Source organism: Nostoc sp. UHCC 0870, from assembly GCF_022063185.1.
In the GTDB taxonomy this organism is placed as follows: Bacteria; Cyanobacteriota; Cyanobacteriia; order Cyanobacteriales; family Nostocaceae; genus Trichormus.
The window spans coordinates 661,757-677,034 of record NZ_CP091913.1 but is presented as its reverse complement, the minus strand read 5'-3'; the positions used below and the strand labels follow the sequence as shown (position 1 = coordinate 677,034).

Genomic DNA, 15,278 nt, shown 5'->3' with positions numbered 1-15,278 from the left:
ATATGTATAAAAAAATAACATGGCTCTGACAGTTTAGTGGCGATCGCCTGTTTGTATAAAATATCTATAGATAGATTTTATGAAAATTTTCCAGTTTTTCCTCCTTTTGCTAGCCTAGGATGAATAGTGCAAAGAGGAAAATTGGTCATGCAACTTCCAGATAGTCCCAAAATGCCAAAATTTATGCAGCTATTGCAGTGGATTTCTAAACCATTGCAGCTAATGGAAGCATCTACCAAAGCTCATGGTGATTTTTTTACTCTCTGGCTAACTAAAAAACAGCCAATAGTATTTCTCAGCCATCCCCAAGCAGTTCAGGAGATTTTTACCACTCATTTAGAGAAGTTAGACTCTAGAGGTACAGCACAACTTTTACAACCACTATTAGGCGATAATTCTTTATTACTACTATCGGGTGAAACGCATCAACGCCAGAGAAAATTATTAACGCCGCCTTTTCATGGCGATCGCATGAAAGCTTACGGTGATATTATTACTAACATCACAAAAGATGTAATCAGTAATTGGCAAATTGATACACCTTTTTCTGTACGTGATTCTATGCAGGAAATTACGCTGCGGGTAATTTTGCAAGCGGTGTTTGGTCTACATGAAGGCGAACGTTATACACAGTTGCAAAAAGGCTTGTTTTCTATCTTGGAGTTAACATCTTCTTCCTTGCGTTCTTCTTTATCGTTTTTTCCCGCATTGCAGATAGATTTAGGTCGCTGGAGTCCTTGGGGGAATTTCCTGCGTCAACGAAAAGAAATTGACCGACTACTTTTCGCAGAGATTCAAGAACGCAGAGATCATCCAGATTCATCCCGTAGCGATATCCTCTCTTTAATGATGTCAGCTCGTGATGAAAATGGGGAAGCGATGACTGATGCAGAGTTACGTGATGAATTAATGACTCTACTCGTCGCCGGTCATGAAACTACAGCCTCAGCTTTAACATGGGCATTATACTGGATTCATCATCTACCGCCAGTGCGGGAAAAACTTTTAGCTGAGTTAGATAGTTTTCATCATGCAGATTTGAATGAAATTACTCGCCTTCCTTATTTGACGGCTGTATGTCAAGAAACACTCCGCATTTACCCCATTGGGATGATTACTATCCCGCGCATTGTCAAGTCACCTATAGAAATTATGGGTCATCAATTTGAGCCGGGAACAATGTTAGTTGGGTGTATTTATTTAATTCATCGTCGTCCAGATTTATATCCTCAACCTGAACAATTCCAGCCAGAAAGGTTTTTAGAAAAGCAATATTCACTGTATGAATATCTACCTTTTGGCGGGAGTAATCGCCGTTGTTTGGGTATGGCTTTTGCGCTGTTTGAAATGAAGTTAGTGTTGGCGACAGTATTATCTCAAATCGATTTAAAATTAGTGGCGAATTATCCAGTTAAACCTATTCGTCGAGGGGTAACTTTAGCACCTTCTGGTGGTAAGTGGTTAATTGCAACTGGAGAAAGAGAAAGGGTGGAAAGGTCTGCTGTTGAGGTTTAGTTCAGCTTTTGGGTGTGGTTAATAAGATTTAGGAAGCTTACGCAGACGCAGAGGAGAGTTTAATAGGGATATTTTGGAAGGGCGATCGCATGGGATAATTGATTGCGATCGCTATTCGTACTTTTGAGTAACTACCAGAATATAAATATCAGCAATGGCAAGCACAGATAACTTAGATAATAAATTAAATATAGATACAACAAATTTATCAGAGGAATTAGCAGGTCAAAAGGCTGAAGAAACTAAATTTGCCAGGGTTTTAAAAAAAATCAGAGGTGGCTTTTTCTTAGCTTTCGGGTATATGTTATCACCTCTATCATGGTGGAATGACTTATTTTTCAATTTGCCAATAGCCTATGGCTTTGGGTATATATGTAGTTTACTAAATAAAGATTTGCTCATACCCTGTGCGATCGCAGGATATTGGCTTTCTAATGTGGTAGGTATTCTCTTAATGCAGGTGGGAGTAGTGGATGTATTCCAAAATCAACCCCAAGAACGCAACCTAAAAAAAGAGCTATTAATGGGTTTGGCTTCTTCCACTGTTTATACTCTAGTGATTTTGGCATTAATCCAACTCAAGATTCTAGATACTCCCGACTTATTCCCCGGTAGTTAGTTGAGGAGGGCGACCACTTCACATAATATACCTCTTGCATAAATATTTTTTTGTTTCGCGCAAAGGCGCAAAGACGCAAAGAAAAACGCTACGATTATGACTTTTGCAAGAGGTCTAATATATATCATAGCCCCCTCCTCGCTGGCGGGGAGGGGGGGTGGGGTTCTTCTACCTCACTCAACCGAGAAAGGCTATCACTTAGCTAGCCAAATAAAAACTAACGAGCGTTTTGTGGTAAGGCTGAGGGATATATACCTTCAGCAATTAGCACAGGTCTTTGGCTATATTCTTTCTCTAGTTGTCCGCGCAAATTTGTATCCCAAACAGGACTGTATTCTTTCTCAATTTCACTCACAACAAATGGACGTAGTGTACCAGTAGTGACAATCTTTTCACCTTCTTTAATAGGTGCTTTATCTTTCAATTGATTGGTAACTATAACTAATAATGGATTAGTTCCCAAAACTTCTTTATCTTCCACCACAAAAGCATTAGGTCCGTAGATTCTCGAAACATTCCCAGGTACGGAAATCACTTTGTTGTAGTAGGTTTGAGGATTTTGATTGATTGCTCCTGGTGTTGGTGCTAAAGCAATTGATTTAGCTATTATTGCTGGTTTCCCGACATACTCTTGAAAAGCATCTTGACCTAAATCTACACCATATTGTTGTTTAATAGCATTAGGATCAAAATTAGCAACAGTACCTGTAACTTGTAGTCTTGTATCTTGAGGTGCAGGTAAATCAACAGGCTTGCCAGTATCATTAACAACTACAATTCTTTCTCCACTGAAAGCTTCTCTGTCAGTAATTGTAAATACGTTGTCATTTAGTCTATTAATATCTTGGCTTCTGACAGTCACCAGTTTACCAATCAGGTCTTCTGTTCTTTGAGTCACATCTGGAGCTCCTACAGGCGTAGAAACCCCTGGTGTTTCTGTCGTTGTATCAGGAGCAGTAACTTGCGGTTGATCAATTTGACAACCCGCTACAACTAAGGCTGTTAATGCAATTGCTGTTAAATTGATGCGTTTATTCCAACTGGTTTTTTGATCTTTATGAGTAATGACCATTTTTTTCTCCTTCTATTTTGCCCAAATCAATTTCTGAGACAAAAATCGCTGTCTAATAAAGGTTCTAAAGTTACCCTCTTTTTGCTCAGGTAATATAGCTTGCTTACGGCTTCATTTTTTATGTCTTTGGTGTTAAGCAGAATCATTAAGACTTGCCGCATTAAATATATAAATTCTCGATATTTTTACCGTCTGTCTCAGGAAGTAAATGTAAGATAAAAATTTGAGATTATATCTTATACTTTTGGAATATGATATAAAACATTTTCAACTTCTGTGCTATTATTAAATTCAAATTTGAGACAAAAATAATAACTCCACTTTCATTACAAAAGCGGAGTTATTATTTCTACCTAATAGTTGAAAATCGCTATATTTTCAACTTTACACCTCGAATAGAACAATCCAATAATTCCATTGGGTGCATCACAGAAATGTCCTGTTCTTGAGACTGTAAATGCTTGGTAATTTGTAATGAACAACCAGGATTAGCAGAAGCGATTAACTCAGCACCAGTATTTAATAAATTCTGCACCTTTTGCTTACCCAATTCTTCCGCAATTTCGGGTTGCAGCATATTATAAACCCCAGCACTTCCACAGCACAAAGCTGCATCTAAGGGTTCTTTTAAACTCACCCCTGGAATTTGTTTTAATAACTGCCGTGGTTGTACACTAATCTTCTGTCCATGCAATAAATGACAAGCATCCTGATAGACCAAATTCAACGGTTTATCTGTCAATGGTGAAAGTTTTGTTGTTAAGCCAACAGTTGCTAAAAACTCTTGAGCATCTTTAACTTTAGCGGCAAAATCTTGGGCTTTCTGCCGATATTCTGGGTCATTTTCTAAGATATGACCGTATTCTTTTAAAGTATGACCACAACCAGCAGCATTGATGATGACATAATCTACACCAGTATCAGCAAAGCTATCAATCATTTGTCTAGCTAAGGCTTGCGCCTGTTCCGTTTGTCCTTGGTGTTCGGGTAGTGCAGCACAACAACCTTGAGATTGAGGAATCACAACTTCACAGCCATTCGCCGTTAAAACTCTCACCGTTGCTTCATTCACAGGAGAGAAAAATAAGCGTTGGACACATCCCAAAATCACCCCGACTCGATAGCGTTTCTTTCCCTGTGCAGGAATAACAGTAGGTAAATTATCTTGAAAAGATTTGACCGTAATTTCTGGTAAAATTGCCTCCATTGCTGCCAACCGGGGGGATATCTTTTTAAGTAACCCCGTAGCACGCACAAGCTTAGGAAAACCCAACTTTTGATAAATAAACAGGGGAATTAGAAAAATGCGTAGAATATCCGGGTTAGGAAATAAAGAAAATATCAGTTGACGAACTAACTTATCAGAGAAACTGCGGGAATAATTGCGTTCCACTTGGTGACGAGTAGCAGAAATTAACTTGTCATACTGCACACCAGAAGGACAAGTAGACACACAAGCCAGACACCCTAAACAAGAATCAAAATGTTCAACAGTAGCCGTATTTAAAGCAATTTCCCCCTCATTAATTGCATCCATTAAATAGATACGTCCCCTAGGGGAATCCATCTCCTTCCCAATCACCCGATAACTAGGACAAGTCGCCAGACAAAATCCACAATGCACACAACTATCTATTAACTTCGGGTCAGGTGGATGATTCTCATCAAACCCGTTTAAATTCTTCAAACTAGCAATATTATTAGTAGAATTCTCTGAAACTTGCATATTTATCCTTCCCCTCTCTGTGTCTCTGTGACTCCGTGGTTAATTTCTTAAATCCCACCAACAAACCGACCAGGACTTAAAATATTTTTCCTATCAAACTGTTCCTTAATGCCGCGCATCAACGGCAAAGCATTACCCGTGTATCCCCACACATCTATTTGTGATTTCACCGCCACAGGTGCTTGAATCACTGTTAAAAAGCCATTGTAAGATTGACAAAGCGATCGCACTTTTAAAACCTGATTTTGATCCTTAACTTGCACTACACCCAAACCACTACTGAGATGAACCAGTCCAATTTCCACTCCAGTCAACATCTCCACAGCCGCAGTCGGTAATATTCCTATTTTGCAGGTAATTGCCGCATCTGTGGCAGGATGATGTATTTGTTTTGACAATCTCTCCCATAGACTGTCTTCATCTGCACCAGAAAAAACTGCCCCTTCTAATCCTAACGTTTGCCCTAGTTCTAAAACGCGATGGGACTGTTCCTTCACACTCTCATCTAAACTTTGAAAACGGGCAATTAATCCCATTCCTGCGCCCAAACCCAAGCTAGAAACTAATTGCATAGATAACAAATCTGCTTGAGTTGGTGTCAAAGCCGAACCGCGTAAAGTATTAGCAGCTTGAGAAATAGCCCCAGCATCACCAGTCAACACCACCGTTCCCGATGCTTCTTGTAGGGGATACACGCGAAAAGTTACTTGGCTAATAATTCCCAATGTACCGTATGATCCAGTAAACAACTTCATCAAATCATAGCCAGCCACATTCTTAACTACCCGTCCGCCAGCTTTAGCGATTTCTCCATCAGCGCGGATAAATGTCATACCTAAAAGCTGGTCGCGGACACTACCATAACGTTGGCGCAGAGAATTTGTATCAGCAGTAGCCACAATCCCGCCAATGGTTGCTAACTCTGGATTTGAAGGGTCAAGGGCGAGAAATTGCCGCGTATCTGCCAAAATCTTTTGGAGGTGGGAAAACTTCATCCCAGCTTCCACGGTGACAGTCAAATCACCCACGGCGTGTTCAATCAGTTGGTTAAGACGTTCCGTACTAACGACAACATCAATATTTTCAGCTAAACCACCCCAATTGAGTTTACTCCCACTACCACAAGGTAGGATACGCCAGTTATTACGGTCAGCTGTGGCGATAACTGAAGCTAACTGTGCTGGGGTTTGGGGATAGACAATACAACTGGGGGATTTGCCGCCAGCGATATGTGGGATATTAAGATTGTCTTGTGGGTCAACGGTATTTTCTACGCCAACGATAGATGCAAGAGTAGAAGCAATGGCTGTCATCAGTTTATTTACAATTCCCTACATCTCATTTTCTGTGATGATGACACAAAATCGACAACGGACGCGTCGCTGCGCTCCAAATTCAAAATTCAAAACTTGTACTGAGCTTGTCGAAGTATTCAAAATTAATTACCCCCTGGATAAATCCGGGGGCTTTACGCATCAAGACTCGTAATTACGAATTACGAATTACGAATTACGAATTGGCTTAATTCCCAGCAGGATTGCTTACTCTCGCGCTATAAAAAGAATAATGAAGAGTAAAAAGCAACGTCACCCCCTGCGTCAATCACTGGCTGTTTTCCGTTATAGCGGACGGGCGATAAATTTGGTGTGGACTACTAGCCAGACTTTGACAATTATTCTAGCTAGTTTAACTTTATGTGCTGGTCTGTTTCCTGCTGCGATCGCCTATCTCGGTAAACTAATTGTAGATGGCGTAGTTTTGGCATCTCAAGGGAATGCAGAAGGGAATATTTATGCACCTTTATTGTATGTCGGCTTAGAGGCGATCGCAGTAGCTTTGTTGGCAGGTTCTCAACGGGGACTAATCATCTGTCAGTCACTATTGCGGGTGTTACTCGGTCAGCGAGTCAATGTGTTAATCCTCAAAAAAGCCCTGACTTTAGATTTGACTCACTTTGAAAACTCAGAATTTTACGACAAATTAACCAACGCCCGACGAGAAGCATCAGTACGTCCCCTCTCTTTAGTTAACCGTACCTTTGGCTTAGTCCAAAATGCCCTTTCTCTCATCACCTTCGGCTTTTTGTTAGTCAAATTCTCGATTTGGGCAGTAATTGTCTTAATTGTCGCAGCAATGCCAGCTTTCATAGCCGAAACTCGCTTTGCTGGGGAAGCTTTCCGTCTATTTAGTTGGCGTGCGCCAGAAACTCGCCAACAGCATTATATAGAAAATCTTTTAGCTAGAGAAGACTTTGCCACCGAAGTCAAACTCTACCAACTAGGAGATATGCTTTTAGGGCGTTACCGCAACGTATTTCGGCAACTCTACAACGAAGACCGCAATTTAACCATCCGTCGGGGAATGTGGGGATACCTTCTAGGTTTAGTTAGTACCGTAGCCTTTTACATCGCCTACGCTTGGATTGTCATAGAAGCAGTAGTCGGAAGAATTTCTTTAGGTGATATGACTATGTATCTCACAGTCTTTCGCCAAGGACAATCTACCTTTGCTAATGCTCTGACTTCCATTGGTGGTATGTATGAAGATAACCTCTATCTCTCCAACCTTTACGATTTCTTAGAAGAAAAAGTCACTCAACCCTGGGGTAAAATCACTAAAGGTATTGATACCCAAGACGGTATCCGCTTTGAAAACGTCACTTTCACCTATCCAGGAAGTTCTCAACCCGCCTTAAGAAACATTTCCCTACATTTAAAACCAGGCGAAAAATTAGCAATTGTCGGTGAAAACGGTTCTGGAAAGACCACCCTAATTAAACTCCTCACCCGACTCTATACCCCAGACTCCGGCAGAATTTTATTAGATGGCGTAGATTTGCAATCATGGAATGTAGACGCACTGCGTCAACGCATCGGCGTAATATTCCAGAACTTTGTCCGTTATCAGTTCACCGTCGGCGAAAATATTGGTGTCGGGGATGTAGACAGCCTTGATGATACAACCCGTTGGCAAATAGCCGCCCAAAAAGGCAACGCCCATAGTTTTATCGAACGCTTACCCCAACAATTCCAAACCCAACTAGGAAAATGGTTCAAAAGCGGACAAGAATTATCAGGCGGACAATGGCAGAAAATCGCCCTAGCCCGTGCATTCATGCGGACTCAAGCAGACATTTTAGTTCTAGACGAACCCACCTCAGCCATAGATGCCCAAGCCGAGTATGAGATATTCAATCATTTTCGCACCCTTACCCAAAATCAAATGGTATTTTTGATATCTCACCGCTTTTCAACAGTCAGGATGGCAGACAAAATCCTAGTAATTGAAAATGGGGAAGTAAGAGAACAAGGAACTCATGAAGAATTATTAGCCCGTGAAGGACTATATGCCAAATTATTTTTATTACAGGCAGCTGGTTATCAGTAGAGTGAAGAAATTGGGCAAGTTAAGGGGTGAATAAACGATATTTAAGTCAAGTAGTTGAAAAAATTTGTGATTTTTGAACCTCAAAGCCTGAACGTTGAACCTCAAAGCCTAAATGTTGAACTTCAAAGCCTAAATGTTGAACCTCAAAGCCTAAATGTTGAACCTCAAAGCCTGAATGTTGAACCTCAAAGCCTGAATGTTGAACCTCAAAGCCTAAACATTAAACCTCAAAGCCTAAACATTAAACCTCAAAGCCTAACAAAAACAATATGAACATTGATCAACGCTGGAGCGTTTGCGATCGCTACAGTAATTATATTTATTTAACAGAATTAATCCAGAAAGGGAACAGTTAACAGTCAAAAGTTCTCACCCTACACCGCGACACCCTTAAACCTCTACACCCCTACCTTGGGAGATAATCACCAATGAAATTGATTTCCGAACCGTCAATTCCCGTCAAAATTCAAAAAATGAAAGAACGAGTGCGATGGGAACATCCCAGCATTAAGCAACGGGGAATTGACCAAACCAGCATGGTGATAGACGATAACCGGGACGACAACCCGGAATTTTCTTTTTTAGTCATGGGTGATAGCGGTACAAAACCCCATTACGGAAATCATCCCCAAAGATTAGTCGCCGAACTCATGCTTCAACACAAAGATGAATGCAGTTTTGTCTTACATACCGGCGATGTGATTTATGTGGTCGGTTCTCATGAATATTACCCAGCGAATTTTATCGAACCATACCGGGAATTTTTGGTGGGTGGTGAGCAACCCCAAAATATTGCTTGCGATCGCATGATATTTAATCTACCCTTTTTACCAGTGCTAGGCAATCATGATTACTACGATGTCCCTTTTTTGTACCGCTTAATCACAGGTAGCACCTTACGACTACGGCGAATGCTGCGTTACAAAGATTTTGAGATTGGTTGGCATGGTTCTAATCAAGGTGATGCCTATGCTAAAGCCTTCCTTGATTATCTCGCCACCGCATCCCCAGAAGAATTACACCGTCATTTAGACAATCACTACACCGCAAAAACTGACACAGGTCGCTGTCTGCGTTATGTACCGGGAGAGTTTACCCGTGTCCCCAACCGTTATTACAGTTTCCGTTACGGTGGGATAGATTTTTTCGCCCTTGATTCCAATACCTTTAATACACCCTCTCCCCTCCCTAGCACCAAAGCCGGAGATGTATACCGCCGGGAATTACAACAGCGTCGCCAAGAAATAGATAGAGAAGAAGAATTAATCTTAGTACAATGCGACAAACTCAACCCAGATAACCCCGCCGACGCAGAACAACTGGATGACTTCAGCGCGAAGTTAGACCAAATCAACGAAATCAAAATCGACATTGAAAAACAACTCGCCTCTCACGATAACCCTCCCACCGACTGGGAACAATTAGACTGGTTACGCAGCCGACTAATCGAGTCTTGGCACAATTCCGAAGTGCGGGGAAGAATTATCTTTTTCCACCATCCCCCCTATGTCACCGAAGCCAGCAAATGGCATCAAGCCCAAACCTTGGCGGTGCGTCACCGTCTACGCGAGGTGTTTAATCAAGTGGCAAAAACTCTCGGTACTTTAGTCCAAGACCGTCCCCTAGTAGATTTAATTTTCAACGGACACGCCCATTGTTTAGAATATCTCCGCACCGTAGACACTGGACACGCTGATTCTCACCTCAACTGTCTTATTTCTGGTGGTAGCGGTCATCGTCCCCGTCGTCAGCGTCGAGAGGGGAATGAGTTGATGGAAATTTTTCATGATACTTCTGGTAGTACCCTACGGAAAGTTGCCGACTCATTACTTTATGTTGGTCGTCATGGCCAGGGGTTAGAAAAGCGGCTATCATACTCCTGCGTGCGGGTTGATGTCCAAGAGGGGAATCTACCTAAATTTATTATCAGACCTTTGGTAGCAGAACGGGTTGGGGGCGAGTGGTTTCAGCGTGAGTTAGAAAAGTTTGTGATTTAACATTCAACTCTCAAGATAGCAGCACAATTATTTAGAAGAAGGGTTAAATCAGCACTAATCTAACTGACTGTGCTACTAATAGTCTACTAGAAATTACAAAGGCGATCGCCTACTAGATTGGTGATATTTATTTCATTTAATCTACGTAAAGTCCCTAGTGTTAAAATTATTGAGGTTTTATCTTTTCTTCACAAAAAAAATAAGAATTTTATTTAGTAGTAATACTAAACTTATTTATAGTTAAATAATGGTTTTCTCTCAAAATAGTTAATTGTACTTAATAATGCCAAAATTAGCAACAATTCTTAATATTATTGTTTGAAACAAAGTTATTGGGTTAAGGATTTTGAGGTGAGTTTGTCTATAAAATGTAACTAATAATTCCTGTTTGTTTATTAATTATATATATATAGTTATAAATTTACAAAAAATCTCAATACTTTTCATAAAAATACTTTAAAACAGCACCTATTACTCGATTTATTCGCATTTTATACTGTTACCTATCCCTATTGAAAATGTGAGAAACAATATGAAAGATAGCTGGCAACCGGATAACACTGAACAAGCAGAGGAGCAGGAGAGCAAAGGCATAGAAGAGAACAATCAACCAGATGAGCTAGAGCTTTCCTCTGAGACAGAGACGCTACCAGAAGAACCAAAGAACGAAGAGAGTAAAGAAAGTATCACCCACAAAAGGTGTTCGCGGAGCGGTACTAATTACGACTTTGAACCTTATATTTCTCGTGAAATTTACGGGGAAACTTTGACTACAATTTTCATTTATACAACTTTTTCGGCAGCTATTTTGACGGCTAGCATTCTTGTTGGTAAATCTTTGTTATTTCCTGTTAGCCCTGTCAACAAATCTACTTACCCTACTTCAATCCCTTGGATTAAAAGTAAAATTGACTGTGAAGACACTGGGAGAAATTGGCGTAATAACAAGTGTTGGGATGAAGAACACAGTGCTTCGTTTTAACTAGACTTAGACTGTCGCCAGTGTATTGGTACTTCCATGTTATCTGGTAACTTTGTTGTGCGATCGCCAATTGCCATACAAATCTGTTGAGATGCTAGATTTTTAGCTCCTGTCAAAATTGCTCCTTCTAGCTTCACATCATAGAAATCAGCATCAGCTAAGTTCGCTCCCACTAAGTTGGCATAAGTTAAGTTAGTTTGATAAAGATTTGCTCTTTGCAGATTTGCGCCCATCAGGTTGGCTTTACGTAAATCTGTTTCCGTCAAACTAGCTTCTGTGAAGTCAGCAAATAAAATTTCTGTGTTTTCTAATTTTGCCGCATTCAAGTTAGCCCCACACAGGTTAGCACCATTCAGGTTCGCCCCATTCAGGTTCGCCCCAATTAATCCACAAAGATACAAGTTGGCTTTACCCAACTTAGCCCCTTGCAGGTTAGCCAGAAATAGTTTCGCCCCAGTGAGGTTAGCCACTTTCAAAGTTGCTTGTTGTAAGTTGGCTTTATAAAGATTAGCCCCCTGTAAGTTAGCCGCACGCAAACTCGCCCCCACAAGGTTAGCCCCCCGCAGATTTGCACCATATAAATCAGCCCGATTCAGGTTTGCGCCTTGGAGATTTGCGCCTTGGAGATTGGCTTTTGACAAGTTGGCTTCATAAAGAACACAACCAGCCAATTTAATGTTCTCTAGGTTGGCTTCACTGAGGTGACAACTACGTAAATCAGCCCCTCGTAAGTCCGACCCCCGCAAATCTGCCCGTTGTAAATCAGTCCCCAACAAATCGGCTCGTCTAAGATCAGTATACCGTAAGTCTAGTTTTTTACTTTCATCGTCTTGCTGGGAATTACGCCTACCAATCACAGTCAAGGCTGCTTGAATATCTCGGCGAATTTTTGGGGATTCTTCTGGTTGTATCCGACGCTCATTGTTTTTGTATTGGCTCAGGTATGGGGGTGAATCTTCCTCTCTATTATCTGCGTCCCGAAGATAAGCATTCTCCCGCACAAAAGCTGTGAGAATTTCCATGATTGTCCAATGTTCTTGGGGAAAATCCTGGGCAATTCTCTCTAAAACGTAAATGGAACTGGTGCGAGTTTCAATTTTATCATGCCCTAACTGGGCAATGGCTGCCATCAAGCGTTCTGAAATTAATCTATCTTGGGATAGTTTGGCATTTTGCAGATTAATTTCTAGATTTTTTTCACTAGCGATCGCACTTTTATGGATGGCATCTACACGTTTAGCTGTATAATAAGCGTTAATTACCACCCCTAATCCCAAAAAGGCGATCGCAGTAGTAGTTAATCCCTGATTTCTGTATTGCAATTGTTGCTCAATTGACAATCCTTCAGGAGTTGAAAACACTAATACAATGAGAGTTACACAGCAGGCAAATGTAACTGTTATGGCAATCAACCAACGCCACAGTTTGTCTGTCTGATTAGCAGACATATTAGTAATATTCCTCACAACACAGAATTATTACTTTATAGTTTTTAGAAACTAATATACTATTTAGGTAGTTTTACCATTTTAACACAAGAATTTACTGATGCGGTGATTACGGAAAAATCGCCAGTTATGAATATTTTATATTATTTGCCAAATAAATTGCGTTTACTTAACTAAATAAAGAAATTTTATTTTTCCAGAAATTTGGCTTGTCGGAGATTAGCCCCATTCAATATGGCATCATCAAGACTGGCTTGGTGCAAGTTCGCTAAATAAAGATTTGCCTGATATAAATTAGCACCTGTGAGATTAGCTTGGCTTAAGTTAGCCGCACTGAGAATTGCCCCAGACAGATTAGCACCAGAAAGGTTTGCGCCACAAAGATTAGCCGCACTGAGAATTGCCCCAGACAGATTTGCTTGACTCAAGTTAGCCCCAGCTAGATTCACATAATATAAGTTTGCCCACTCTAAGTTAGCCTGTTTAAGATTTGCTCCTCGCAAGTCAGTATGACTTAAATCTAGTTGTGTATTTTCCGAGTCTGTTTTCCTGTGTATTTTGGCAATTACAGTTAAGACTGCTTGAATTTCTGCACCCATTGTCAGTTTTGGGCTGCTATTAACTCCTGCTTGAGAGATATAAGGAGCATAATTTCGCACAAAATCACTCAGAAATTCAATAATTGTTTCATAATACTGGAGATAATTTTGAGCTAAAGGCTCTAACTCAGAAACGGTTGCTAGCAATTCCTCAGTCTTTTGTTGTTGCCAATACTCAATCAATAGGTTGCATTTTTGCTTGATTATATGAGGAGAGATATTTTCAAGTTTGTCTGCATGAGAATATATATTATGGAGGATGTTGGCTAGAGAAAATTGCCTATTAATTATTTGCTTTGCCGTTGCATGATAAAAGTCATTAATTACGTTAAACATAAGCAACACATTTATAGGATTTTAGAGTGATGTTATTTTCCATATTTTATGGAAATTTGAATATTAGTAAATATGACTATTATCTGTTATCTTCTGAATGCAAATAGCACTAACTAGTTCAATATATGTAAATAAAAACTTACAACAATCACATGATCTCGTTATAATCGATACTTGTAACTTGCCATAATGCTGTTGATAAAAACCTTTGTTAAGGGTATATTTTTCAGGCAAATGGCTAGAAAATGAGCTTAAACATCGGATAGTTTTCAAGGTGTAAAAGTATTAATTAATATCGTTATGACAAAAGAATGTAAGTTATATATAATACCTAAAACAATATAGTCATTAAACTAAACTTTCCAAAAAAAATAATCATATACTTATAAATAAATATGCAGCATAATTTACAGGCGATCGCAAAAGATTTAGTATTAGTTGGTGGTGGTCATAGTCATGCCATTGTCCTGAAAATGTTTGGCATGAAACCTTTGCCTGGAGTACGTTTAACTTTAATTACTCCAACTTCAGATACACCCTACTCTGGAATGCTACCGGGACATATTGCTGGCTTTTATAGCCGCGCCCAATGTCACATTAACTTGCCAAGATTAGCTGATTTTGCCCAAGCACAATTATATCTTGATCAAGCAGTTGACCTGGATTTAATCAACCACAAAATAATTTGTGCTAACCGTCCGGCGGTAGATTTTGATTTACTGTCTATTGATATTGGCAGCACTCCCGCTACAATATCTGTATCAGGTGCAGCAGAATATGCAATTGCCGCTAAACCAGTAGAGAAACTATTAGAAAATTGGTATCAGCTATTAGAAACTGTCGTCCAAAATCCCCAACAAGCAATCACTTTAGTTATTGTCGGGGGTGGTGCTGGGGGTGTGGAATTAGCGTTATCTATGCAAGCTCATTTGCATCGAATTTTACAACAAGCTCAACAACCACTGCAAAATTTAGCAATTCATATATTTCAACGTCAACCTGAACTCATGCCGCATCATCATCCATCTGTACAATATCAGGTGCAGCAAGTTTTAATCAGCCGTGGTGTTAAATTACATCTGGGTGAAACAGTATCTCAAATCGCACCATCTCCTCACAGAGAAACATCATTTACAGTTAAATGTGAATCGGGATTCCAGCTAGAATGTCAAAAAGTTTTTTGGGTAACGCAAGCCTCAGCCCCCCAATGGATAAAAACCACAGGACTAGCCACCGATGACCAAGGCTTTATTCTAGTTAAAGATACATTGCAATCTCTTACCCATCCAGAGGTATTTGCAGCAGGTGACATTGCGACAATGAAGAATCATCCCCGACCCAAAGCGGGAGTATTTGCTGTGCGACAAGGAAAGCCATTATTTGAGAACCTGCGGCGGATGTTAACAGGTCAACCACTCCAACCCTACAAACCACAGCAACAATATCTCAGTTTAATTAGTACAGGAGATGGACGCGCGATCGCAACCAAAGGCTGTCTAACTTTACCACCCCACCCACTCCTCTGGCAGTGGAAAGATAAGATTGACAGACGTTTCATGCGGGAATGGGGACAAATCAATTAAAAATTAAAAATAAA

The 15,278-nt window shown here is 40.2% G+C and carries 12 protein-coding genes; 7 read left to right on the top strand and 5 right to left on the bottom strand.

The annotated features are described in order from the left end of the window. Positions 1-147 precede the first annotated feature (147 nt). Positions 148-1,515 (top strand): cytochrome P450, encoded by a 1,368-nt coding sequence (locus L6494_RS02945; protein WP_237991374.1) that lies wholly within the window; start codon positions 148-150, stop codon positions 1,513-1,515. A 154-nt stretch (positions 1,516-1,669) separates the two neighbouring features. Beyond that, complete coding sequence (locus tag L6494_RS02940) at positions 1,670-2,134, top strand: hypothetical protein (protein ID WP_237991373.1); 465 nt, start codon at positions 1,670-1,672, stop codon at positions 2,132-2,134. A gap of 217 nt (positions 2,135-2,351) precedes the next feature. Here the strand turns inward: L6494_RS02940 and L6494_RS02935 are convergent, their stop codons facing one another. The 3 genes from L6494_RS02935 to L6494_RS02925 form a co-directional block, all read right to left on the bottom strand. Further along, on the bottom strand, positions 2,352-3,206 hold the full coding sequence (locus tag L6494_RS02935; protein ID WP_237991372.1) for a hypothetical protein: 855 nt from the start codon (positions 3,204-3,206) through the stop codon (positions 2,352-2,354). Between the two features lie 370 nt (positions 3,207-3,576). Continuing rightward, positions 3,577-4,932, bottom strand: coding sequence for a (Fe-S)-binding protein (locus tag L6494_RS02930; protein ID WP_237991371.1), 1,356 nt, complete (start codon positions 4,930-4,932; stop codon positions 3,577-3,579). Between the two features lie 47 nt (positions 4,933-4,979). After that, a complete protein-coding gene (locus tag L6494_RS02925; protein ID WP_237991370.1) occupies positions 4,980-6,245 on the bottom strand; it encodes an FAD-binding oxidoreductase in 1,266 nt (421 codons plus the stop codon). A gap of 253 nt (positions 6,246-6,498) precedes the next feature. Here L6494_RS02925 and L6494_RS02920 point away from each other — a divergent pair, with 253 nt between their 5' ends. The 4 genes from L6494_RS02920 (at position 6,499) to L6494_RS02905 (ending at position 11,298) form a co-directional block, all read left to right on the top strand. Then, on the top strand, positions 6,499-8,319 hold the full coding sequence (locus L6494_RS02920) for an ABC transporter ATP-binding protein (protein WP_237991369.1): 1,821 nt from the start codon (positions 6,499-6,501) through the stop codon (positions 8,317-8,319). 66 nt (positions 8,320-8,385) lie between these two features. Beyond that, positions 8,386-8,592 carry a hypothetical protein gene (locus L6494_RS02915; protein ID WP_237991368.1) on the top strand — a complete coding sequence of 69 codons (207 nt, stop codon included), beginning with the start codon at positions 8,386-8,388 and terminating at the stop codon, positions 8,590-8,592. Positions 8,593-8,747: 155 nt separating this feature from the next. Next, positions 8,748-10,316: a metallophosphoesterase family protein gene (locus tag L6494_RS02910; RefSeq protein ID WP_237991367.1), complete on the top strand. Its 1,569-nt coding sequence runs from the start codon at positions 8,748-8,750 to the stop codon at positions 10,314-10,316. A 532-nt stretch (positions 10,317-10,848) separates the two neighbouring features. Next, on the top strand, positions 10,849-11,298 hold the full coding sequence (locus tag L6494_RS02905; protein ID WP_237991366.1) for a hypothetical protein: 450 nt from the start codon (positions 10,849-10,851) through the stop codon (positions 11,296-11,298). On the opposite strand, the gene L6494_RS02900 is transcribed toward L6494_RS02905, so the two are convergent. Both L6494_RS02900 and L6494_RS02895 read right to left on the bottom strand, forming a co-directional pair. Further along, positions 11,295-12,746 carry a pentapeptide repeat-containing protein gene (locus L6494_RS02900; RefSeq protein ID WP_237991365.1) on the bottom strand — a complete coding sequence of 484 codons (1,452 nt, stop codon included), beginning with the start codon at positions 12,744-12,746 and terminating at the stop codon, positions 11,295-11,297. The two genes, L6494_RS02905 and L6494_RS02900, sit on opposite strands and share 4 nt — an antisense overlap. A 188-nt stretch (positions 12,747-12,934) precedes the next feature. Continuing rightward, positions 12,935-13,681: a pentapeptide repeat-containing protein gene (locus tag L6494_RS02895; RefSeq protein ID WP_237991364.1), complete on the bottom strand. Its 747-nt coding sequence runs from the start codon at positions 13,679-13,681 to the stop codon at positions 12,935-12,937. 395 nt (positions 13,682-14,076) lie between these two features. On the opposite strand from L6494_RS02895, the gene L6494_RS02890 reads away from it, so the two are divergent. After that, on the top strand, positions 14,077-15,264 hold the full coding sequence (locus L6494_RS02890) for an FAD-dependent oxidoreductase (RefSeq protein ID WP_237991363.1): 1,188 nt from the start codon (positions 14,077-14,079) through the stop codon (positions 15,262-15,264). The last annotated feature ends 14 nt before the right edge of the window (positions 15,265-15,278 follow it).